Origin of the sequence: Streptomyces sp. F63, from assembly GCF_018070345.1 — a bacterium.
In the GTDB taxonomy this organism is placed as follows: Bacteria; Actinomycetota; Actinomycetes; order Streptomycetales; family Streptomycetaceae; genus Streptomyces.
On record NZ_JAGPXX010000003.1, the window covers coordinates 143,177 to 164,672 of the forward strand.

The following is a 21,496-nucleotide window of genomic DNA, read 5'->3' on the forward strand; positions in this document are numbered from 1 at the left end:
GGAGGCGTCCTCGCGGCCCGGTGGGACGGGTCCGGCGCGTCAGTTGAGCATCGCGCGGGCCGCCCGGGCCTGCTGCCGCACCTCCCGCGCCTCCCCGGGATCCACCGCCTCGGCCACCTCCGCGTAGGTCTCCAACTCCGCCGCGCCGCTCAGGAAGTCACCGCGCGCGACCAGCAGGTGCCCGTGCTCCCGGCGCAGCCGCGCGGGATGGTGGGGCAGCAGCAGGGAGAGCTCCACGGCCCACAGCCGGACGTCGCCGCGCTCGGGCCGGGCGGCGGCCCAGGCCCGGATGTTGCCGAGGACGCGCCGGACGATGTCCAGCGGCGCGGCGGGGCTGAGCAGCGACGGCGTGAGGCTGAGCGGCTCCCCGGCGGCCTCCGACAGCAGCAGCTCGGTGTCGGCCGTGCTCAGCAGCCGGCCGCCGTCGAAGGGATCGGCCAGCACCAGGCCGTCCGGGCCGGTCCCGCCCGGCTCGCCGAAGCCCACGACGAAGTGACCGGGCAGGGCCACCCCGTACACCGGTGCGCCGGCCCGCCGGGCCACCTCGATCCAGACGACGGACAGCAGGATCGGCAGTCCGCGCCGCCGCAGCAGGACCTCCGGGAGGAGCGAGGACTCCAGAGCCCCGAAGTCCTCCCGGGAGCCCCCGAATCCGTACCGCCCGCCGAGGAGCCCGCCGACCGCGCGGGCCCAGCCGGCGGCACCGCCGCCGGGCGCGTACGGCAACTCCCCGGCGAGCCGGTCCAGCTCGATCTGGACCGCGTCGATGCCTCTTTCGCCCAGCGACGGATCGGCCTCGGCGGCGATCAGCAGGCAGAGGAGGGCCAGATCGGGCCGTTCGGCGCGGGCCTCGGCGGCGAACCGGCGCCGGATCTCCCTCCGCTCGCCGACGTCGTCGTCCGCGCCGCGGGGGTCGTGTGCGTCCGGTCTGTCATCCGGCCTGTCCGGCATGGGGAACCCTGTCCGTTCAGGGGCCGCCGTCGTCCGGCGCCCGCCAGTGGTGGTAGGTGTGGTGGACGGTGAAGCCGAGCCGGTCGTAGAACGCGCGAGCGGGCCCGTTGTCCGTCTCGACCTGGAGGTACGCGGCCGAGGCGCCCTCCTCCAGGGCGCACGCGGCCAGAGCGGCCATCACGGCGGAGGCCAGGCCCAGCCGCCGCTGCTCCGGGGCCGTCTCGACCGCCGAGAAGCCCGCCCAGCGGCCGTCCACCACGCACCGTCCGATCGCCGCCGGTGCACCGCCCGCCGGCTCCCCGCCGGCCGCCCCGTCCGGCCCTCCGTCCGCCGGGACCGCCGCGAACCGGACGGACGGCCCGCCGCACAGCACGCGCCGCACCTCCGGGGCGTCACCGGCGAAGCGCTGGTAGCGCCGCAGCCAGGCGGCGTCGGGGGAGCGGGTCAGCCGCACGGGCTCCACGGCCCCCGCGGCTCCGGGAAGGCCGCCCGCGGGGACCGGCCCAGCCTCGGCGACCGGGGCGAGCGCCGCGGTCCGCACCTCCGCGGAGACCTCCCGGACCCAGCCGCGGCCGGCCAGGGCGGCGGCCAGTTCCTCCTGGGTGTCCGCGGCGCCGGTGGACACCTGGACGTACGCGGGCAGACCCCGCTCGCCGTACCACCGGACCACCCGGCGCAGCGCCTCGTCCAGCGGGACCCCCGGATCGCCCAGCGGCAGCACGGAGTTGGCGCGCCGGGTGAAACCGCCCGAGGCCCGCAGGGTCCAGCCGCCCAGCGGCTCGCTCTCGGCGGGCGGCCAGCCGCGGGCCGCGACCCGGTCCAGCTCGGTCGCGGACGCGGCGGGACCCCGCCGCCGGGCGGGCGCCGCCGGCACCACCTTCCCGGCGGCCAGCGCGGATTCCGGGATGCGGACGATCTCACCGTCACGGCGTGTGAGACACAGCACACCCCCGTCCCAGGATGTGAGCACACCGACCGCGTCGGTGAACCGCCCGCCCGGCGCCCCCGGCTCGCTCCACCGCCGCACCGATACCCTTTTGCCCACGTCAGCGGCGGTGATCCGGACCGTGAGGCGTCCGCCGGTGGTGAAATCCACTGCTGTGCCCGCCCCTCCTGTTCGACTGGTGCCCCGGAACGGAGATACTAGTTGCGGGCATCGACGACGCCGCGCTCCCGCGCGCCATGCGGCGGAGACGACAACCGCTCCGCCCGCCCTACCGAGGAGGAACGACAGCGTGACCTACGTCATCGCGCAGCCTTGTGTCGACGTCAAGGACAAGGCGTGCATCGAGGAGTGCCCCGTCGACTGCATTTACGAGGGCTCCCGGTCCTTGTACATCCACCCCGACGAGTGCGTCGACTGCGGCGCCTGCGAGCCGGTCTGCCCGGTCGAGGCGATCTTCTACGAGGACGACACCCCGGAGGAGTGGAAGGACTACTACAAGGCGAACGTCGAGTTCTTCGACGAGCTCGGCTCGCCCGGCGGTGCCTCCAAGCTCGGCCTGATCGAGCGTGACCACCCGCTCATCGCCGCGCTCCCGCCGCAGAACCAGTAGCCGGCGGAGCCGGACAGCGCCCGTCCCGGTCCCGTACGGCACCCCGCCGTACGGGACCGCGGTCTTCGGGCAGGCGGCCGCCGCCCCGTTCCGGAGGCGCGCCCGGGCCGCCGCCCGGCCGCCCCGAACGCCCGAGAGAAGTGAGCACCGTGCCCGGAGTCTCCGACCGGCTTCCCGTCTTTCCCTGGGACCGCCTCGAACCGTACCGAGCCACCGCCGCCGCACACCCCGGCGGTCTGGTGGACCTGTCGGTCGGCACCCCCGTGGACCCCGTCCCCGAGGTGATCCGCGCAGCGCTCACCGCCGCGGCGGACAGCCCCGGCTATCCGACCGTGTGGGGCACCGCCGAGCTCCGCGACGCCCTGGCGGGCTGGGTCGAACGGCGGCTCGGCGCGCGGGGCGTGGAGCACACGAACGTCCTGCCGGTCGTCGGCTCGAAGGAACTGGTGGCCTGGCTGCCCACCCAGCTCGGCCTCGGCCCGGGTGACGGGGTCGCCTTCCCGCGGCTGGCCTATCCCACGTACGAGGCCGGGGCGCGGCTCGCGCGCGCCGAGCCCGTCGTCTACGACGAGCCGGCGGAGGTCGCGCCGGAGGGTCTGCGGATCCTGTGGCTCAACTCCCCGTCGAATCCGACCGGCCGGGTCCTCTCCCGGGACGAGCTGCGCACCGCCGTGGCCTGGGCGCGGGAGCACGGCGTGCTGGTCGTCAGCGATGAGTGCTACCTGGAGCTGGGCTGGGAGGCCGACCCGGTCTCCGTGCTGCACCCGGACGTGTGCGGCGGCAGCTTCGACGGCGTCGTCGCGGTGCACTCCCTCTCCAAGCGCTCCAACCTCGCCGGATACCGGGCGGCGTTCATCGCCGGGGACGCCGCGGTGCTCGGGGAGCTGCTGAAGATCCGCAAGCACGGCGGGATGATGGTGCCCGCCCCGGTCCAGGCGGCGACGGTCGCGGCCCTCGGCGACGACGCGCACGTGGCGGAGCAGCGCGCCCGGTACCGGGCGCGGCGCACGGCTCTGCGCGGTGCGCTGGAGGTGGCCGGTTTCCGGATCGAGCACAGCGAGGCCAGCCTCTACCTGTGGTCCACCCGGGACGAGCCCTGCTGGGACACCGTGGCCGACCTCGCCAAGCGGGGCATCCTGGTGGCCCCGGGCGACTTCTACGGCCCGGCTGGCGAACGCTTCGTCCGGGTGGCGCTGACGGCGAGCGACGAGCGCGTCGCGGCCGCGGTGGAACGTCTGCGCGGCTGACCGGCCGGTACGCCCGGGACCGGAACGCCGGAACGCCCGGCCGGGGCATCCCCGGCCGGGCGTTCCCGGCCGTACCGCTCACGGTGCGTGGACCGCGGCCGGCCGCTCCGCCGCGGAGCGGCCGGCCCCGGTCAGCCGCCCAGCTGCAGCGGGCCGTTCGCCGTCAGGGCACCGGCGGCCTCGTTGACCTCGGAGACGTTGTAGGCCACGTTCGGGGCGGCGGGCGCCCCGATCTCCTCGGTCACCGGGAGGTTCCCGGGCACTCCCGACAGGCCCTGCGAGTCGGCGAGCCCCTCCGCGAACTCCTGCACCCGCAGACCTCCGGGGCGGGCCCCGGCCGTGTCCTCGGCGAGGGTGCCGGCGGCCCCCGGGGCGCCGGCGACGGTCTTCTCCGCGGCCGGGGCACCGGTGCGGGTGGCGGAGCCGAGCAGTTCGCCGGCGGCCGGGAGCGCGCTCTCCACGGTGCCCGCACCGTTCTCGGCGGCCCCGGCCCCGGCCTGCCGCGCGGTGCTGTCGAGGGCTTCCCCGAGGGTGGCGGTGTCGAGGTTGCTCACCCCGCCGAGGCCGGTGGACTCCGGCTGGCCGGTGGCCTGGGCCGGGCCGGCCGCGCCGACGAGGGGAGCCGCGCCCGCTGCGACCAGCAGCGCGGCCCGTGCGATCCGACGCGTGAGGGGGAGGGACATGGTGCTCCTTTGGCGGGGAAAGCTGATGATTCCAGGGGAGTTGCGTCCGCCGGGCGGACGCAGTGACTACCGCGCGAGGAGCGGGAAGGTTGCGGCGTGCCGGAGTAAAAGATTGGCAATGCGCAGCGGCCCCGGGACCGTCGCGGAACAGCCGCGGAACGGTCGCGGGGCTCCCGCCCCCGGCGCGCGGAACCGTCGACTCCCTGGTCGGGCGGGGGAAGGGACCGTGCCGGGGGCGACTCCGGGCCCGGCCGGCCACCGTCGGCGCACCCCCGGACGCGCGGCGGCCGGCTCCCTCGGGGAGGTGAACCGCCGTACTACTGAACGGTGGTGATGACGACGGCCGCCGCGGCCCGCTCCCGGTCCGCCGCCGAGAAGCCGGGCGCCGGCGGGCGCCAGTCGTTGCCGGAGTTCGAGGCGCTCCACACCCGGCCCGCGTAGGAGACCTGGGCGATCCGCAGCTCCCGGGAGTGGGCCACCGCCCAGTGGGCCAGTTCCCAGCCGCGCCGCTCCGGGCCGCCGGCGGCCGCGTCCGCCGGCACCGGAACGCTCACCACCGGACCCGGCGAACCGCTCTTCCCGGCCCCGCCGACCCGGTCGGCGGCCCCCGCCAGTACGTCCTTGCCGAAGTCGCGCCGCAGCTTCTCCCGCACCCGGACCGGGTCGCCCGGCTGCTCCTGCGCGCCCGGAGCGCAGCTCAGCGACGCCTCCGCGCGGCCGGTGAGCGCCGAGGTGAGCAGCGCGGCGTCCGGCTCGTGCTTGGCGTACGCCTGCGGGAACCCGCTGCGCTGCACCTGCTGGGCGGCCACGGTCAGCGGCAGCCGGGAGTAGCCGGGGACCTTCACCAGATGGTCGTAGAACGCGCCGGCCGAGTAGACCGGGTCCATGATCTGCTCGGGGGTGCCCCAGCCCTGGGTGGGCCGCTGCTGGAAGAGGCCGAGGGAATCCCGGTCGCCGTAGCGGATGTTGCGCAGTGCGGACTCCTGCATCGCGGTCGCCAGCGCGATGGTGACCGCCCGCTCGGGCAGCCGCCGGGCCGATCCCACGGCCGCGATGGTGGCGGCGTTCACCGCCTGCTGGGGCTCGAGTTCGTAACGGTCGCCGTCCTGCCCCGCGGCTCTGACGACGCAGCGCGGGGAACCCGGTCCGGAGGTCTGGAGGCGCACCGCCAGATATCCGGCCAGGGCCAGCAGCACGGTGCACGCCACGAGCGCGCGCAGAAGGCGCCGGCGGCGGACGGAAGCGGTTCGGCTCGACACGCCGCACACGGTACCGGGCAGCCGGAGGGGCCGGGGCGTGTGCCCGGAAGGACGGCGTCCGGGCGGCCGGAGGAGCGGCCCCGGCCGACGCGTTAGGGTCGCCGTCATGGACCCACACGTGCTCGATCTGTCGCTGGACGCCGCCGCCCTCACCGCCGCCCTCGTGGACATCCCGTCCGTCAGCGGCGGGGAGAAACCGCTGGCCGACGCGGTCGAGACGGCGCTGCGCGCCCTGCCGCACCTCACCGTGGACCGCCACGGCAACAACGTCGTCGCCCGCACGCGGCTGGGGCGCCCCGAGCGGGTGGTGCTCGCCGGCCACCTCGACACCGTGCCCATCGCGGGCAACGTGCCCTCCCGGCTGGACGGGGACGGCTACCTCTGGGGCTGCGGGACCTGCGACATGAAGTCCGGCCTCGCCGTGCAACTGCGCGTCGCCGCCACGGTGCCGGCGCCCAACCGCGATCTGACCTTCGTCTTCTACGACAACGAGGAGGTCGCCGCCGAGCTGAACGGCCTGGGCCATGTCGCCGCGGCCCATCCGGACTGGCTGGAGGGGGACTTCGCGGTCCTGCTGGAACCCACGGACGGGCAGGTCGAGGGCGGCTGCCAGGGCACGCTCCGGGTCCATCTGCGCACCACCGGGGAGCGGGCGCACTCGGCCCGTGCCTGGATGGGCTCCAACGCGATCCACGCGGCCTCGCCGGTCCTGGCCCGGCTGGCCTCGTACGAGCCGCGCCGGGTGGTCATCGACGGGCTGGAGTACCGCGAGGGGCTGAACGCCGTGGGCATCGAGGGCGGGGTGGCCACGAACGTCATCCCGGACGCCTGCACGGTCACCGTCAACTTCCGCTACGCGCCGGACCGCACCGAGCAGGAGGCGGAGCAGCACGTCCGGGAGGTGTTCGCGGACTGCGGTGTGGCCGAGTTCGTGATCGACGACCACACCGGCGGCGCCCTGCCCGGCCTCTCCCACCCCGCCGCGGCGGCCTTCATGGCGGCGGTCGGCGGCCGGGCGCTGCCCAAGTTCGGCTGGACCGACGTCTCCCGCTTCACGGCGCTGGGCGTTCCCGCCGTCAACTACGGTCCGGGCGAGCCGCTGCTGGCGCACAAGCGGGATGAACGCGTGCTCGCCTCGCAGGTCAACCACTGCGAGGAACGGCTGTGCGCCTGGCTGACAGCCTGATGTGCCTTGCCCGCAACCTTCGGGGGCATACGCTGATCGGCGAAGATCCTCCCGTCGCCGGACGACGCGGGAGGCGGTGTTTCGGAAGGAGCGGCCCGTGACCAGTGCCGAGGGAGAGGCCCGGGAAGGAGTCGGCCGGGAGCAGCACCTGGGGCCGGTGACGCGGCGGCGCGGCCAGGTTCAGCGGACCACCACCGACCAGCGGCTGCTGGACACGCAGCCGGGGCCCGTCGAATGGGTGCACCAGGACCCGTGGCGGGTAATGCGCATCCAGTCGGAGTTCGTCGAGGGTTTCGGCACGCTCGCCGAACTCGGCCCGGCCATCAGCGTCTTCGGCTCGGCCCGCACGCCGGTCGGCTCGGCGGAGTACGAGAACGGGGTGAGGATCGGCCGGGCCCTGGCCGAGGCCGGCTTCGCGGTGATCACCGGCGGCGGCCCCGGCACGATGGAGGCGGCCAACAAGGGCGCGTACGAGGCGAGCGGCATCTCGGTCGGCCTCGGCATCGAGCTCCCCTTCGAGCAGGGGATGAACAACTACGTCGACATCGGCGTGAACTTCCGCTACTTCTTCGTCCGCAAGACGATGTTCGTGAAGTACGCGCGCGGGTTCGTGGTGCTCCCGGGCGGACTGGGCACGCTCGACGAGCTGTTCGAGGCGCTCACGCTCGTGCAGACCCGCAAGGTCACCCGCTTCCCCATCGTCCTCTTCGGCACGTCGTACTGGAAGGGCCTGGTGGACTGGGTGGAGAACACCCTGATCGGCACCGGCAAGGCGGCGCCGCACGATCTGGACCTCTTCCATCTGACGGACGACGTGGACGAGGCCGTGAGCCTGGTCAGCAAGGAGACCGGGCAGGCCTGAGGGCCGGCCCCTCCGGCCCCCGGCCCCCTGCCCCTTCCCACTGGTCCCGCCGGACCCGCGACACCCCGGCACCCCGGCACCCCACCGCGTCCCCCCCGTGGCCGGGCGGCCGGCCCGGGGCCGGGCACCCCGCTCAGGCCAGTCCGCGGCGGGCCACGGCCGGCGGGCGGTGGCCCGCGATGGAGGCGACCATGTCGAGCACCTGCCGGGTCTCCGCCACCTCGTGCACCCGGTAGACCCGGGCCCCCAGCCAGGCCGAGACCGCCGTCGTCGCGAGCGTGCCCGTCAGCCGCTGCTTGACCGGCCGGTCGAGGGTCTCCCCGACGAAGTCCTTGTTCGACAGGGAGACCAGCACCGGCCAGCCCGTGGCCGTCATCTCGCCGAGCCGGCGGGTGGCCTCCAGCGAGTGCCGGGTGTTCTTCCCGAAGTCGTGGCCCGGGTCGATGAGGATGCCGTCGCGGCGGACGCCCTGCTCCACCGCCCGTTCGGCGAGGCCCAGGGTGACCCGGAGGATGTCGGCCATCACGTCCTCGTACGCCACCCGGTGCGGGCGGGTGCGCGGCTCCGCGCCCCCCGCGTGGGTGCAGACCAGGCCCGCCCCGTAGCGGGCCGCGACCGCGGCGAGCTGCGGATCGACACCGCCCCACGCGTCGTTGAGCAGATCGGCGCCCGCCTCGCAGACCGCCTCCGCGACCTCGTGCCGCCAGGTGTCGACGCTGATCACCACCTCCGGATGGCGCCGCCGGACCTCCGCAACGAAACCGACCGTGCGCCGCGCCTCCTCCTCGGCCGTGACCTCCTCGCCGGGGCCGGCCTTGACACCGCCTATGTCGACGATCGCGGCCCCCTCGGCGATCGCCTGTTCGACGCGGGCGAGGGCGGGTTCGTCCCGGAAGGTGGAACCCTGGTCGTAGAAGGAGTCCGGGGTGCGGTTGACGATGGCCATGACCACCGGCTCCCGCTCGCCGAACTCGCGCTTCCCCAGCCGCAGCACCACGTAACCTCCTCCGGCCGCCCGGTGGGCGGCGGGACCGCCCGCCGGGCGCGGGCCGGTGTCCGACCGGTCCGTCCGGCTCTCCGTACGGACCGGTGACCGACCCTAGCCCCTGCCGGCCGTCCGCCGGAGCGTGCCCGGCGCCCGGCCGGTTGCCGCGCGCGCGGCGGAGCGTGGCACCATCGTCCCCTCAGACCCTGCCGACGCATCCGGGGAGACGGTCGTGTTCTGGTTCTTGCTCATCGCGCTGGTCGTGGTGGTCGCGGCGGTCGCCCTCGCCGTGGTCGGCGACGACGGCGCGGCGCTGCCGGACGCCGAGCCGGACCGGCTCGCCGATCCGCTGCCCCTCTCGCGCCCCGTCGGCCGCGCCGACGTCGAGGCGGTGCGCTTCCCGGTGGCCGTGCGCGGCTACCGGATGACCGACGTCGACGACGTGCTCGGCCGGCTCGGGGCGGAACTGGCCGAGCGGGACGCCCGGATCGCCGAACTGGAGACCGCGCTGGCGGGGGCCCGGGCGGCGGCGTTCGGCGCCCCGGACCTCTTCCGCGAGGGCACGGAGGGGGAGCAGGCGAACGGCGGCACGCCGCTCCGCGGTCCGGACGACGCCGCGCCGTCCGGGCCCTCCGGAGATCCGGCCGCGCCCCCGGCCCCGTCCTCCGCGGCGCCCGGGGACACCGCCCCGGCCGGCCGTGACCGGGCCCCGGACGGCGACGGCGCCGGAGACCCGGACGGCGCGGCCGCCGCCGGCGGCACCACGGACTCCGGCACCCGCCCGGCGCCCGGCGGCGGGCGGCCCGCGTGACCGGCCCGGCCGCCGAGCCCGTGCCGGCGGGTGCGCCGCTTCCCGGTCCGGACGGCCTGCTCCGCTGCCCCTGGGGCCTCTCCGCCGAGGAGTACGTGGCCTACCACGACACGGAGTGGGGCCGCCCGGTCCGCGGCGACGACGCCCTCTTCGAGCGGCTCTGCCTGGAGGCGTTCCAGTCCGGGCTGTCCTGGCTCACGATCCTCCGCCGCCGGGAGGGCTTCCGCGCCGCGTTCCGGGGCTTCTCGATCCCCGCCGTCGCCGCCTTCACCGCGGAGGACGTGGAACGGCTGCTCGGCGACACCCGGATCATCCGCAACCGCGCCAAGGTCGAGGCGACGGTGGCCAACGCCCGGGTCGCCGAGCGCTGGCCGAAGGGCGGGCTCACCGAGCTGATCTGGTCGTACGCGCCGGCCCCGGGCCCGCCCCCGCGCACCCTCGCGGACGTACCGGCCGTCACCGAGGCGTCCGCGGCGCTGGCGAAGGAGCTCAAGAAGCGCGGCTTCCGCTTCGTCGGGCCCACCACGGCCTACGCGCTGATGCAGGCCTGCGGTCTGGTGAACGACCATCTCGCCGGGTGCTGCGCCCGGGCGGGCGCCGGGGCCTGACGAGAACCGGCCCCTCCGCCCGGACGCACCGCGTGACGGCTCACCGTCCCGTGAAGCGCGGCTTCTCCTTCCGCACGAAGGCGTCCACCGCGATCGCATGGTCCTGGGAGGCGCCGGCCCGGGTCTGGAGTTCGTCCTCCTTGGCCAGCGTCTCGGTGAGGGAGTGCGTGGCCCCGTAGGCGAGCGACTCCTTGAGTGCCGCATAGGCGAGGGTCGGCCCCCCGGCCAGCTTCCGGGCGACGGCCTCCGCCTCCGCGGTGAGCTCGTCCGCCGGGACCACCCGGTTCACCATGCCCAGGTCCAGTGCCTCGTGGGCGTCCACGGTGCGCGGAAAGAGCAGCAGGTCGGCGGCCCGGCCGTGGCCGATCAGCCGGGGCAGGGTCCAGGAGACCCCCGAGTCGGCGGTGAGGGCCACGCCGGCGAACGACGTGGTGAAGGCGGCGGTGGCGGCGGCGATCCGGTAGTCGGCGGCGAAGGCGAAGCCCGCTCCGGCCCCGGCGGCCACACCGTTCACCGCGGCGACCACGGGCTTGGGCATTCCGGCGATGGCCTCGGTGATCGGGTTGTAGTGCCTGCGCACGGTCTCCATCGCGTTCCCCTCGCCGGCCTCCCGCGCGACGGCCAGGGCGCCGATGTGCTCCTTGAGGTCCTGGCCGACGCAGAACGCCCGGCCCCGGCCGGTGAGCAGCACGGCCCGTACCGCCGGGTCCGCCGCGGCCTGCCGGAGGGCGTCCCGCAGGGCCTCCTTGAGCTCGGTGTTCAGGGAGTTCATGGCATCGGGACGATTCAGGGTGATCGTCGCGAGTCCGTCGGTCACCTCGTGGAGCACGGTGTCGGCCATCGCCGGCTACCTCCGTCAGGGCTGGTGGGACAGGTGGTGGGAACGCCTGGTGGGCGGTCGGATGACAGCATGACGGAGACGGGCGGCGGCGGACATGCGGGCTGCGCCACAGCAGTGGATCAGCGGGGCGGGGAGTGGGGGCGGAGTATGGCAGCCGCATGGGCCAATTGTCAGCATTTGCGGACGCCCGTTGTGCAAGCGATGCAGACCGATGTTGTTCATCGGGTACCGCGATGCGGGATAATGGCCTGGAAGCAATCTGTTCGATGCCGGTGACGCTGCCTTTCAGGGGCCGTCGGCTGACTGTGAGCTGGTTTCAGGAAGGGGAACGAGCATGGCGGCCATGAAGCCGCGGACGGGTGACGGCCCGCTCGAGGTGACCAAGGAGGGGCGGGGCATCGTCATGCGCGTTCCGCTCGAAGGCGGCGGTCGGCTCGTCGTCGAACTCACACCCGACGAGGCCGATGCGCTGGGCGATGCCCTGAAGAAGGTCGTCGGCTGAGACCGGTCACCACATTCCTCCCGCCGCCCCGGCGGGAGCCGTGTACGTCCCGTACCGGCTCCCCGTCCGGGGCGGCGGGGTGTCCGGGGCCGGGCGGACGGAAGGGGGAGGAGCGGGGCGGACGGTCCGGGGGCACCGCCCGCGGGCTACCGGCCGCGCTTGACCGCGCAGAGCAGGCCGTCGCCGACCGGGAGCAGCGAGGAGAGCAGCGTCGTGCTCTCCCGGACGGTGCGCAGCAGTTCGCGCAGCCGCTGCACCTCCAGCGGCTGGGCCGAGGCGTCCATGGTGCGCCCGTGGGCGAACACGCCCTCGAAGACCACCAGGCCGCCGGGGCGCAGCAGGCGCAACGATTCATCGAGGTAGTCCAGGCACTCCGCGCGGTCGCCGTCGCAGAAGACGAGGTCGTAGCCGCCGTCGGCGAGCCGGGGCAGGACGTCGAGGGCCCGGCCGGGGATGAAGCGGGCCCGGTTGGCGGCGAAACCGGCCGCGCGGAAGGCCTGGCGCGCGAACTGCTGACACTCCGGGTCGGTGTCCACGGTCGTGAGCACGCCGTCCGGCCGCATACCGTGCAGCAGGTGGATGCCGGAGACGCCGGTACCGGTGCCGATCTCCGCCACGGCCTTCGCGTCCACCGTGGCGGCGAGCAGTCGCAGGGCGGCACCGGTGCCGGCCGACACCGAGCGGAGCCCCGCCTCGCGGGCCCGGTCCCGGGCCCAGAGCAGGGTCTCGTCCTCGGCGACGAACGCATCGGCGAACGCCCAGCTCGTCTGCCGGTTGCCGGTAATGGCCCTCTCCTGTCCCCGTGGTCGACGCAACGGTGACTGTATCCGCTGCCCCTGGGAACCCGCTGATGGGACCGGACGTTAGCCGAGCGGGGAGAAGGAAGGGGTCGGGAGAGCGGTGACCGAAAAGCGGGTCAAGGATGCTTATCCGGAGCTAACGGGCGAGCTGGCTATGGTAGGTGCTCCACTGGACACCACCAGAGCCACCAGGGGAGGTGCGGCTGCAGCCGGTGACCGGGGGGTGCTCCGCCGCCTCCGCAGGTACTCCGGTGAGCCGAAATCCGTGACCGACACCGCTGACCGACCGCGTCCCGCCGACTCCACCGCCACCGCGACCTTCTCCACGACGGCGTCGTTCGGTGAGGGGGAGTCCCCCGCGTGGACCCCTCCCACCTGGGAGGAGATCGTCAGCACTCACAGCGCGCGGGTCTACCGTCTCGCCTACCGCCTGACCGGAAACCAGCACGACGCCGAGGACCTCACCCAGGAGGTCTTCGTCCGCGTCTTCCGCTCGCTGTCCACCTACACCCCCGGCACCTTCGAGGGCTGGCTGCACCGGATCACCACCAATCTCTTCCTGGACATGGTCCGCCGCCGCCAGCGCATCCGCTTCGACGCCCTCGCGGACGACGCCGCCGAGCGGCTGCCCAGCCGTGAGCCCTCCCCCCAGCAGCACTTCCACGACGCCCACTTCGACGCGGACGTGCAGCAGGCACTGGACACCCTCGCCCCCGAGTTCCGCGCGGCGGTCGTGCTGTGCGACATCGAGGGGCTGTCGTACGAGGAGATCGCCGCCACCCTCGGCGTGAAGCTCGGCACCGTGCGCAGCCGCATCCACCGCGGCCGCTCCCATCTGCGCAAGGCGCTCCAGCACCGGTCGCCCGCGGCCCGTGCCGAGCAGCAGCGCGCCTTCGCCACCGCGCTCCCGGGACAGGGAGGACTCGGAGGAGAGGTCGGGACGGCGTGACCGGATCGGGCGGCGAGAGCCCCGCCGAGCAGCATCTGGGCGACCGTCTCGCCGCGCTGGTGGACGGGGAGCTCGGCCACGACATGCGCGAGCGGGTGCTCGCCCATCTCGCCACCTGCTGCAGGTGCCGGGCCGAGGCCGACGCCCAGCGGCGGCTGAAGAACGTCTTCGCCGAGGCGGCGCCCCCGCCGCCGTCGGCGGGGCTGCTCGCGCGCCTGCAGAGCCTCCCCGCGGGAGACGGATCGCCCGAGGGCCCGGACGGCCCGTTCGGCGGTCCGCTGTCCGCCCTCGGCGGGAGCGGCTCCCGTCCTGCCCGCTCCGCCCCGCCCGACTGGTTCAGCGGCGGAGATGAGGCCGAGGCCACCGCGGCCGGGGCCGGCGACCCCCGGAGAAGCGGTTTCCGGGTCCACGAGTTCGGCCGCCGTCCCGCGCCCTCCGTCTCCGTGGCCGCGCCCGGCCTGCGCCAGGGGCATCCCCAGCGCAGCCGCCGTTTCGCCTTCGCCGCCGCGGGAGCGGTGTCGCTGGCCGCGTTCGCGCTCGGCGGCACCCTGCCGCTGGAAGCGGCGGTGGACGGCCAGCGGGGCCACGCCGACACGGCGGGCCCGGCCGGCCGGGCCGGCAGCGGGGGGACCGGTGCCGAGGTGGTGGCCGTCTCCGTCGCCGGGCGTGACGGCTCCGTCCGCTCCGGTGGCGCCACCAGCGTGGACCTCCCGGAGTCCGGCGCTCCGGCCGGCTCGCCGACACCCACCGCGACCGCCCACCCCGAACCGCTGCCGGGCCGGGCCGCTCCGCTGCTGCCGGCCGACGCCGCGCTCTCACCGCTCATACGCCACCTCATGAACGCCCGGCTGAGCGAGGGACTCCCCGGCTCCGGGCTCGGGGGCTCAGCGCTCTCCCCGTCCCCCACGACGCTCACCGCGCCCTCCGCGCCGGCGCGGACCCCCGGCTCCGGGAACCGGCTGTCGCCGCTCGCGGGCACCACCACGGCCACCGCGTTCCTTCCTCCCGCCGCCCGCTGAGCGGGCCGCTGCCGGACCGGCCGGAACCGGCCCCTGCGGGCCGGCGCGCGAACCTGGTTGAATCGCACGGTGGACCGCGGGCAGGCCCGTGCCGCGGGCGGACTGTGGGGAGAACATGAACCAGGGCAAGGCCACCGGCCCCAAGCCGCACTGGTGGAGCCGCCCGCGGGGCGGCACCGCCCCCGACCCGGCACCGGCCCCCGCAGCCCCGGCTGCCGGCCGCCCGGCTCCGGACAACCCGGCCGGCCCCCCGGCCTCCCCCGGTGGGGCGTCCCCCGGGCCGGCCGGAACCGCCGCCGCACCGCCGGACGCGGCGGGCCCGCAACGCCCGGGCTCCGGCGCCTCCGCGGCGGGCGCGGGCGACCGTCCCGCCGCGGGCTTCCCCCCGTCCGTTCCCGGCGGCAGCAGCCCGGACCCCGCTCCACCGGCGCCGTCCGCTCCACCGGCGCCGTCCGCTCCACCGGCGCCGTCCGCTCGTCCGGTGACGCCGATGCCGGGGGCCGGGCGCGAGGAGCCCGTCTCCCCGTCCGGTGCCCCGGCGCCCGGGGAGGGACGGTCCGGGCCGCCGCCGGTGCCGGTCCCGCCCGGCCCCGGTGCGGAACACACCGCGGGCGTGCCGCGGCACCCGGCCGATCCGTACGGCACTCCGCCCTACGGCACCCCCGGCCCCTGGGCTCCCGCGCCGCCGGTCCAGCGCCCGGCGGTGCCCCCGGCCGAGGGCACGGCCCGGCCTCCGGGGACCCGCGTCCCGGTGCCGCCGCCCGCACCGGCCGCCGCCGCACCCCCGCAAGGACCACAGGTGCCCCAGCCCACCGGGCCGGGCCGCGGCGGGGAGCCCGCCGCACCGGCCGGCCCGGCCGCCGGTGCGGCCCCGGGCGAGTCCCCGCCGGCCGCCGGCGGGCCCGTGTCCGCTTCCGCCCCGGCCTCCGCCCCGGCCACGGCCGCGGAACCGGGTGCCGGCGCCGTGCCGGACGCGCCCGGGCCGGCCGGTTGTGCCCCGGCGGTCCCGGCGGCGGCCGGGGGTTCCGGGCCCGCCGCCGGGACCGGGCCCGCGGCCCCCTCTCCCGCCGCCCCCGTATCGCCCGGTAACGCAGTGCCGGGCACCGGAGCCGTGCCCGATCCCGCCGGTCCGGCTCCCGGGGCGCCGTCCGCCGCGGGGGGAACGTCCGTCCCCGGAGCCGGCGGGCACTGGGAGCGGTACGACCCCTGGGCCGCTCCCGCCGCTCCGGTCACCGGGGCCTTCCCGGCCCCGGACCTGCCGCCCCCGGCCGCGCGCCGCCGGGGTCCCTCCCGGGGGGCCCTGCTGACCGGTGCGCTGCTGCTGACCCTGGTGGCGGGCGGCATCGGCGGCGGCGTCGGCGCGTACGTCGAGCGCAACGGCGGTGTGGTCGACGTCGCGCTGCCACAGGCGCCAGCGGAGGACCGCCCCCGCGACCCCGGCAGCGTTGCGGGCGTCGCCGAGGCCGCGCTGCCCGGCGTGGTCACCTTCCATGTCAAGGGCGGCGGCAAGGAGGGGACGGGCACCGGCTTCGTCCTCGACCGGCGCGGCCACATCCTGACCAACAATCACGTCGTGGAGGCCGCCGCGTCGGGAGGCGACATCTCGGTGACGTTCAGTGGCGGCGCGACGGCCGAGGCCGAGATCGTCGGCCGCGACAGCGGCTACGACCTCGCGGTCGTCAGGGTCTCCGGCGTGCGGGGGCTGCATCCGCTGCGACTCGGCAACTCCGACTCGGTGCGCGTCGGCGACCCGGTCGTCGCCATCGGGGCCCCGTACGACCTGGCGGGCACCGTCACCTCCGGCATCATCAGCGCCAAGGAACGCCCGATCACCGCGGGAGGCGGCAAGGACGGGGGCAGCGATGTCAGCTACGTGGACGCGATCCAGACCGACGCGCCCATCAACCCCGGTAACTCGGGTGGTCCGCTGATGGACATGCGGGGCCGGGTCATCGGCATCAACAGCGCGATCCGTGCCGCCGACGAGGAGACGGGGCTCGGCGCCAGCCAGGGCGGCAGCATCGGCCTCGGCTTCGCCATCCCGGTCAACCAGGGCAAGCGGGTCGCCGAGGAACTGATCAACACCGGCCGGGCCACCCACCCCGTGATAGGGGTCACTCTCGACATGCGCTTCACGGGCGACGGGGCCCGGGTCGGGGTGGACGACGGCGACCGCCCGGCGGTCACGCCGGACGGACCGGGTGACAAGGCGGGCATCCGGTCCGGCGACGTCATCACCGCGGTGAACGGCGCCCGGGTGCACAACGGCGAGGAACTGATTGTGAAGATCCGCGCGCACCGGCCCGGCGACCGGCTGGAGCTGACCCTGGAACGGGACGGCCGGGAGCGTACGCTGCGGCTGACCCTGGGATCGGCGAGCGACGACGAGTGACGGGCGGCCGCACGGCGGTGCGGAGGGACGGACCGGTCCCGGCGGCCTCCGCCGGCCGGTCCGTACCGCGCGGCCGGGCGGTGCCGGAAGCCGCCCCCGCCCGTACTCCCGTGCTTCACCCCGCCGTTCCCCCGGCGGTACCGTCCACCCCGCCCCGCCGGGTACCGTGGACGGGGCCCAGACCCGTCCCCCCATCGGCCCACGGCGGCGGAGACCCCGGCAGGCGGGCCGCGGACGTCCCAAGGAGCTGACGGTGTTCAACGACATAAGCGCACTGGAGCTCATGGCTCTCGTGGTTCTCGCGGTGCTCGTCTTCGGCCCGGAGAAGCTGCCCAAGGTGATCCAGGACACCTCGCGCGTCATCCGGAAGATCCGGGACTTCTCGGAGAACGCCAAGGCGGACATCCGCTCCGAACTGGGCCCGGAGTTCAAGGACTTCGAATTCGAGGATCTGAACCCGAAGAACTTCGTCCGCAAACAGCTCCTGGAGAACGACGAGCTCGGGATCAAGGAGATCCGCAGCAGCCTCGACCTCCGCAAGGAGATGAACGAGGTGGCGGACGCCGTCAACGGCCGGGACGGCGACGCGTCCGGCGGCGGCTCCCCGAGTGGTTCCCCGCTGTCCCTGGAGAAGTCCCCGGGCGGTACGGGGAGCGCGGGCGGCGGCTCCGACCTGCTGCGCAAGCGGGACCGGCTGGAGCCGGGCGAGCGCCCGCCCTTCGATGTGGATGCCACCTGAACCAGCCATATGTCCGAACGAAACGACCAGTGTGGTTATCCTCCCTGTGTCCGGGGTCAGCCCGCCCGCTCGGCGGTTCGCCCTTCGGCAACGGGGCAATGAGGAGGACCACGCAGATGGAGACGACGAGCCGGGCAGGGGCGCAAGGAGCGCTGGACGGGCCCAGGGTGGGCGACGGGACGGCCGGGGGCGGGGCCCGCAGGGTCCTGGATCCCCGCTCGGCGGACGGATATCTGCGGGCCGACTTCCCCTGGTACGGCCTCGACGAGGCGTTCACCGGCCCCCGCTGGCTGACGGGCGTGGGAGTCGCCGCCGACGGCACCGTCGAGCACGGCTCCACCGGGCACGGTGAGGCCCCCTCGTACCGGGCGGAGCCCGAGGAGCGGGACCAGCGCTTCGTGATTGTCGTCACGGTGGCCGACCGCCCCGTGCGCAGCAGCGCCGACGGCACCGGCACCCTGGAGGCCACCTCCGTCTCCTCGGCCGCCTGGCTCGCGGGCTCCGGGCTGCTCTCCCGCACCTGGCCGAACCAGATGGAGCGTTCGCTCCGCGAGGACTGGCTGGAGCAGCAGACGGTGATCGCCTGGGAGCTGGCCGACGACCTGGACGGCCCGGCGTGGTCGGTGCTGTCGCTGCCGGTCGACGGGGTGCCGACGCCCTTCCGGCACCGCGAGTCCGAGTACGGCTGGGTGCTGGCGGGGGAGGCGCCGGGCGGTGTGCTCCTCGGCGCGTACGGGCGCGGTATGAGCCCGTACGGGCTGGGCTTCTCGGTGATCAAGGACATCGCCGGATACGCCGACTGAGCGGAGAACGGCCGCGGGCCCCGTTCCACCGCCCCTTCCGGGGGGGGGTGTCCGGGGGCCCGCGGCGCGGAGGCACCCGGTGGGGCACCGCCGGGCTCCGGGTGTCCCGGGCCCTGCCGCTCACGACGTTCAGAACTTGTTGCGGGGGGTGATCCCCAGGGCCATCCCCGACAGCCCGCGCTTGCGGCCGCCGAGCTTGCCCGCGATCGCGCGCAGGGCGCTGCCCGCCGGGGACTCGGGATCGGTGAGCACGATCGGCCGGCCCTCGTCGCCGCCCTCGCGCAGCCGGACGTCGATCGGGATGGCGCCGAGCACCGGGACGTTCGCCCCGGTGGTCCGGGTCAGCCCCTCGGCGACGCGCTCGCCGCCGCCGCTGCCGAAGACGTCCACCATCTCGTCGCAGTGCGGGCAGGGCATGCCCGACATGTTCTCGACCACACCGACGATCTTCTGATGGGTCTGCACGGCGATGGAACCGGCCCGCTCGGCGACCTCGGCCGCGGCCTGCTGAGGCGTGGTGACCACCAGGATCTCGGCACCGGGGACCAGCTGGGCCACGGAGATGGCGATGTCGCCCGTGCCCGGCGGCAGGTCGAGCAGCAGCACGTCGAGGTCGCCCCAGAAGACGTCCGCGAGGAACTGCTGGAGCGCCCGGTGCAGCATCGGGCCGCGCCACACCACGGGGGCGTTGCCGGGGGTGAACATGCCAATGGAGATGACCTTCACACCGTGCGCCGAGGGCGGCATGATCATGTCCTCGACCTGGGTCGGCCGGGCCTCCGTGCCGAGCATGCGGGGCACCGAGTGGCCGTAGATGTCGGCGTCGACGACGCCGACCTTCAGACCGTCGGCGGCCATCGCCGCGGCGAGGTTGACCGTCACCGAGGACTTGCCGACGCCGCCCTTGCCGGAGGCCACCGCGTAGACGCGGGTGAGCGAGCCGGGCTTGGCGAAGGGCACCTCGCGCTCGGCCTTGCCGTCCCGCAGCGCGGCGGCCAGCTCCCGGCGCTGCTCGTCGCTCATCACGTCCAGCTCGACGCTCACGGAGGTGACGCCGTCGACGGCGGAGACCGCCTCGGTGACCTCGCGCGTGATCGTGTCGCGCAGCGGGCAGCCGGACACCGTCAGATACACGCCGACCGCGACGGAGCCGCCGGCGGCGATGTCCACCGATTTGACCATCCCGAGTTCGGTGATGGGGCGGTGGATCTCCGGGTCGTTGACCGTCGCGAGGGCGGCGCGCACCGCCTCCTCGGAGGGCGTGGAGACGGGGGGAGTGTCGGTAGCCATACCGTCGATGGTACGGCGCTCGCGCGGCTGTGCGGACGGCCGGTCCGGGAGGTGCGTCACAGTCCCCGGAGCCCGGCCGGGCCGGGTCGGGCCGGGCCGGGGGCGCCGGGCCGCGGGTGCCGAGCCGGGCCGCGCGGGCGCCGCGGGCGCGCCCGGTCGCGGTCAGCGCTCCGGGGAGCGTTCGCCGACCGCCGCGCGGCCCTCCAGCTCCTTGAGCAGGTCCTGGAACTCGGAGCGGATCCAGTCGCGGGTGGCGACCTCGCCGAGGCCCATCCGCAGGGCGGCGATCTCCCGGGTCAGGTACTCGGTGTCCGCGATGCTGCGCTCGTTCTGCTTGCGGTCCTGTTCGAGATTGACCCGGTCCCGGTCGTCCTGCCGGTTCTGCGCCAGCAGGATCAGCGGCGCGGCGTAGGACGCCTGCAGGGAGAGCATCAGGGTCAGGAAGATGAACGGGTACTCGTCGAAGCGCAGGGCCGGCGGGCCGAAGGTGTTCCACAGCAGCCACACCACGATGACGACCGTCATCCACACGATGAACCGCCCGGTGCCGAGGAACCGGGCGATCTTCTCGGAGACCCGGCCGAAGGCTTCCGGGTCGTACTCGGGCATCAGGCTGCGGCGGGGGGCCCGCGGCTGGTCGAGACGGGTGCGTTCGGTCGTGCTCATCGACTGCCTCCCGGCAGGTTCTCGACACCGACCGGCCCGTGGTACTCCGTCTCCCGCCAGTCCTCGGGCAGCAGGTGGTCCAGGACGTCGTCGACGGTCACGGCGCCCAGCAGGGAGCCGCTCTCGTCGACGACCGCGGCCGCGACCAGGTTGTAGGTGGCGAGATAGCTGGTGACCTCGGGCAGCGGTGTCTCGGGGCGCAGTGGCTGCAGGTCCTTGTCGACGATGGAGCCGACGAGGGTGAACGGCGGGTCGCGCAGCAGCCGCTGGAAGTGCACGGTGCCGAGGAACTTGCCGGTGGGGGTCTCGTCCGGCGGCCGGGTGACGTACACCTGGGCGGCCAGCGCGGGGGAGAGGTCGCTGTTGCGGACCCGGGCGAGCGCGTGGGCGACCGTCGCGTCCGGGCGCAGCACGATCGGGTCGGTGGTCATCAGACCGCCGGCCGTGCGCTCCTCGTACGACATCAGCCGCAGGACGCCGGCGGCCTCCTGCGGCTGCATCAGCGCGAGCAGCCGGTCCTTGTCCCGCTCGGGCAGTTCGGAGAGCAGGTCGGCCGCGTCGTCCGGGTCCATCGCCTCCAGCACGTCCGCGGCACGCTCCTCCTTGAGCTTGCCCATGATCTCCACCCGGTCGTCCTCCGGGAGTTCCTCCAGGATGTCGGCGAGCCGGTCGTCGTCGAGGGCCGAGGCGACCTCCACGCGGCGCTTGGCGGAGAGGTGGTGGAGCACGTTGGCCAGGTCGGCCGGGCGCAGCTGTTCGAAGGTGGCGAGCAGGTTGGCGGCGCCCTGGCCGTGTTCCTCCAGGGAGAAGCCGGTGACGGCCGACCAGTCGACGGTCAGCGTCTCGCCGCGGCGCCGCAGGGCGCCGCCCTTGCCGCGCCGGACGAAGACCTTGTCGATCTCCCAGTCGCGGCGGGCCGGGAGCTGGATGATGCCCACGTCGAGCACCGTCACCTCCTCACCGCCCTCCACCAGGCGTACGCGCCGGTCGAGCAGTTCGCCGAGCACCAGGGTCTCGGTGGCCCGCTGCTCGAAGCGGCGCATGTTCACCACACCGGTGGTGATCACCTGCCCCGACTCCACGCCGGTCACCCGGGTCATGGGGACGAAGATGCGCCGCCGGCTGACCACTTCCACGACCAGGCCGACCAGCCTCGGCGGCCGGTTGCCCACGCGCAGCATCGCCACGAGGTCCCGGACCCGCCCCACCTGGTCGCCGTTGGGATCGAACACCGGGACTCCCGCGAGGTGGGAGACGAACACCCGGGGGGTGCCTGACGCCATGTCGCGGGTCTCCTTTGCCGGGAAAAACGGGCCGATGACAGGGTTCAGGCTAACGTGCCCCGGT

The 21,496-nt window shown here is 75.1% G+C and carries 22 protein-coding genes; 12 read left to right on the forward strand and 10 right to left on the reverse strand.

The annotated features are described in order from the left end of the window. Window positions 1–39 precede the first annotated feature (39 nt). Window positions 40–951 (reverse strand): transglutaminase-like domain-containing protein, encoded by a 912-nt coding sequence (locus KBZ10_RS04675; RefSeq protein WP_210986206.1) that lies wholly within the window; start codon window positions 949–951, stop codon window positions 40–42. Between the two features lie 16 nt (window positions 952–967). Beyond that, window positions 968–2,047, reverse strand: a complete 1,080-nt coding sequence (locus KBZ10_RS04680) for a GNAT family N-acetyltransferase (protein ID WP_210986207.1) — start codon at window positions 2,045–2,047, stop codon at window positions 968–970. A gap of 139 nt (window positions 2,048–2,186) precedes the next feature. On the opposite strand from KBZ10_RS04680, the gene fdxA reads away from it, so the two are divergent. Both fdxA and dapC read left to right on the forward strand, forming a co-directional pair. Further along, window positions 2,187–2,507, forward strand: coding sequence for a ferredoxin (gene fdxA / locus KBZ10_RS04685; protein ID WP_019710198.1), 321 nt, complete (start codon window positions 2,187–2,189; stop codon window positions 2,505–2,507). A gap of 149 nt (window positions 2,508–2,656) precedes the next feature. Next, window positions 2,657–3,754, forward strand: coding sequence for a succinyldiaminopimelate transaminase (gene dapC / locus KBZ10_RS04690; RefSeq protein ID WP_210986208.1), 1,098 nt, complete (start codon window positions 2,657–2,659; stop codon window positions 3,752–3,754). 131 nt (window positions 3,755–3,885) lie between these two features. On the opposite strand, the gene KBZ10_RS04695 is transcribed toward dapC, so the two are convergent. Then, entirely contained in the window at window positions 3,886–4,437 is a 552-nt protein-coding gene (locus KBZ10_RS04695) for an ATP-binding protein (RefSeq protein WP_210986209.1), read from the reverse strand. 317 nt (window positions 4,438–4,754) lie between these two features. Further along, on the reverse strand, window positions 4,755–5,696 hold the full coding sequence (locus tag KBZ10_RS04700; protein WP_307847190.1) for a hypothetical protein: 942 nt from the start codon (window positions 5,694–5,696) through the stop codon (window positions 4,755–4,757). A 106-nt stretch (window positions 5,697–5,802) separates the two neighbouring features. On the opposite strand from KBZ10_RS04700, the gene dapE reads away from it, so the two are divergent. Both dapE and KBZ10_RS04710 read left to right on the forward strand, forming a co-directional pair. Beyond that, entirely contained in the window at window positions 5,803–6,882 is a 1,080-nt protein-coding gene (gene dapE / locus KBZ10_RS04705) for a succinyl-diaminopimelate desuccinylase (protein ID WP_210986210.1), read from the forward strand. A gap of 97 nt (window positions 6,883–6,979) precedes the next feature. Continuing rightward, window positions 6,980–7,744, forward strand: a complete 765-nt coding sequence (locus tag KBZ10_RS04710) for a TIGR00730 family Rossman fold protein (RefSeq protein ID WP_307847191.1) — start codon at window positions 6,980–6,982, stop codon at window positions 7,742–7,744. Window positions 7,745–7,877: 133 nt separating this feature from the next. Here KBZ10_RS04710 and folP read toward each other — a convergent pair whose 3' ends face one another. Then, on the reverse strand, window positions 7,878–8,738 hold the full coding sequence (gene folP, locus KBZ10_RS04715; RefSeq protein ID WP_210986427.1) for a dihydropteroate synthase: 861 nt from the start codon (window positions 8,736–8,738) through the stop codon (window positions 7,878–7,880). 223 nt (window positions 8,739–8,961) lie between these two features. Between folP and KBZ10_RS04720 the strand changes: the two genes are divergently transcribed. Together KBZ10_RS04720 and KBZ10_RS04725 are read left to right on the forward strand one after the other, a co-directional pair. Further along, window positions 8,962–9,540, forward strand: a complete 579-nt coding sequence (locus KBZ10_RS04720) for a DivIVA domain-containing protein (protein ID WP_307847193.1) — start codon at window positions 8,962–8,964, stop codon at window positions 9,538–9,540. Continuing rightward, a complete protein-coding gene (locus tag KBZ10_RS04725; RefSeq protein WP_374223302.1) occupies window positions 9,537–10,148 on the forward strand; it encodes a DNA-3-methyladenine glycosylase I in 612 nt (203 codons plus the stop codon). Before KBZ10_RS04720 ends, KBZ10_RS04725 begins: the two co-directional genes overlap by 4 nt. Before the next feature lie 40 nt (window positions 10,149–10,188). Here the strand turns inward: KBZ10_RS04725 and KBZ10_RS04730 are convergent, their stop codons facing one another. Further along, window positions 10,189–10,989, reverse strand: coding sequence for an enoyl-CoA hydratase-related protein (locus tag KBZ10_RS04730; RefSeq protein WP_210986212.1), 801 nt, complete (start codon window positions 10,987–10,989; stop codon window positions 10,189–10,191). 334 nt (window positions 10,990–11,323) lie between these two features. On the opposite strand from KBZ10_RS04730, the gene KBZ10_RS04735 reads away from it, so the two are divergent. After that, window positions 11,324–11,491: a DUF3117 domain-containing protein gene (locus KBZ10_RS04735; protein ID WP_003966491.1), complete on the forward strand. Its 168-nt coding sequence runs from the start codon at window positions 11,324–11,326 to the stop codon at window positions 11,489–11,491. Window positions 11,492–11,637: 146 nt separating this feature from the next. Here the strand turns inward: KBZ10_RS04735 and KBZ10_RS04740 are convergent, their stop codons facing one another. Further along, on the reverse strand, window positions 11,638–12,306 hold the full coding sequence (locus tag KBZ10_RS04740; protein ID WP_210986213.1) for an O-methyltransferase: 669 nt from the start codon (window positions 12,304–12,306) through the stop codon (window positions 11,638–11,640). A 139-nt stretch (window positions 12,307–12,445) separates the two neighbouring features. Between KBZ10_RS04740 and sigE the strand changes: the two genes are divergently transcribed. The 5 genes from sigE to KBZ10_RS04765 all read left to right on the forward strand — a co-directional run bounded on the left by sigE (window position 12,446) and on the right by KBZ10_RS04765 (window position 18,193). Further along, on the forward strand, window positions 12,446–13,240 hold the full coding sequence (sigE, locus tag KBZ10_RS04745; protein ID WP_078650305.1) for an RNA polymerase sigma factor SigE: 795 nt from the start codon (window positions 12,446–12,448) through the stop codon (window positions 13,238–13,240). Continuing rightward, a complete protein-coding gene (locus KBZ10_RS04750) occupies window positions 13,237–14,259 on the forward strand; it encodes a zf-HC2 domain-containing protein (RefSeq protein WP_210986214.1) in 1,023 nt (340 codons plus the stop codon). The genes sigE and KBZ10_RS04750 overlap by 4 nt, the downstream gene beginning before the upstream one ends. Before the next feature lie 1,093 nt (window positions 14,260–15,352). After that, window positions 15,353–16,651 carry a S1C family serine protease gene (locus KBZ10_RS30465; protein ID WP_374223303.1) on the forward strand — a complete coding sequence of 433 codons (1,299 nt, stop codon included), beginning with the start codon at window positions 15,353–15,355 and terminating at the stop codon, window positions 16,649–16,651. A gap of 253 nt (window positions 16,652–16,904) precedes the next feature. After that, window positions 16,905–17,390 carry a sec-independent translocase gene (locus KBZ10_RS04760; protein ID WP_210986216.1) on the forward strand — a complete coding sequence of 162 codons (486 nt, stop codon included), beginning with the start codon at window positions 16,905–16,907 and terminating at the stop codon, window positions 17,388–17,390. Between the two features lie 116 nt (window positions 17,391–17,506). Further along, on the forward strand, window positions 17,507–18,193 hold the full coding sequence (locus KBZ10_RS04765; protein ID WP_247701815.1) for a hypothetical protein: 687 nt from the start codon (window positions 17,507–17,509) through the stop codon (window positions 18,191–18,193). Window positions 18,194–18,322: 129 nt separating this feature from the next. On the opposite strand, the gene KBZ10_RS04770 is transcribed toward KBZ10_RS04765, so the two are convergent. From KBZ10_RS04770 to KBZ10_RS04780, 3 genes are all read right to left on the reverse strand, one after another. Further along, on the reverse strand, window positions 18,323–19,483 hold the full coding sequence (locus tag KBZ10_RS04770; protein ID WP_210986217.1) for an Mrp/NBP35 family ATP-binding protein: 1,161 nt from the start codon (window positions 19,481–19,483) through the stop codon (window positions 18,323–18,325). Window positions 19,484–19,645: 162 nt separating this feature from the next. Continuing rightward, window positions 19,646–20,149: a DUF1003 domain-containing protein gene (locus KBZ10_RS04775; protein WP_210986218.1), complete on the reverse strand. Its 504-nt coding sequence runs from the start codon at window positions 20,147–20,149 to the stop codon at window positions 19,646–19,648. Continuing rightward, window positions 20,146–21,432 carry a magnesium transporter MgtE N-terminal domain-containing protein gene (locus KBZ10_RS04780; protein ID WP_210986219.1) on the reverse strand — a complete coding sequence of 429 codons (1,287 nt, stop codon included), beginning with the start codon at window positions 21,430–21,432 and terminating at the stop codon, window positions 20,146–20,148. The genes KBZ10_RS04775 and KBZ10_RS04780 overlap by 4 nt, the downstream gene beginning before the upstream one ends. Window positions 21,433–21,496: the final 64 nt, after the last annotated feature.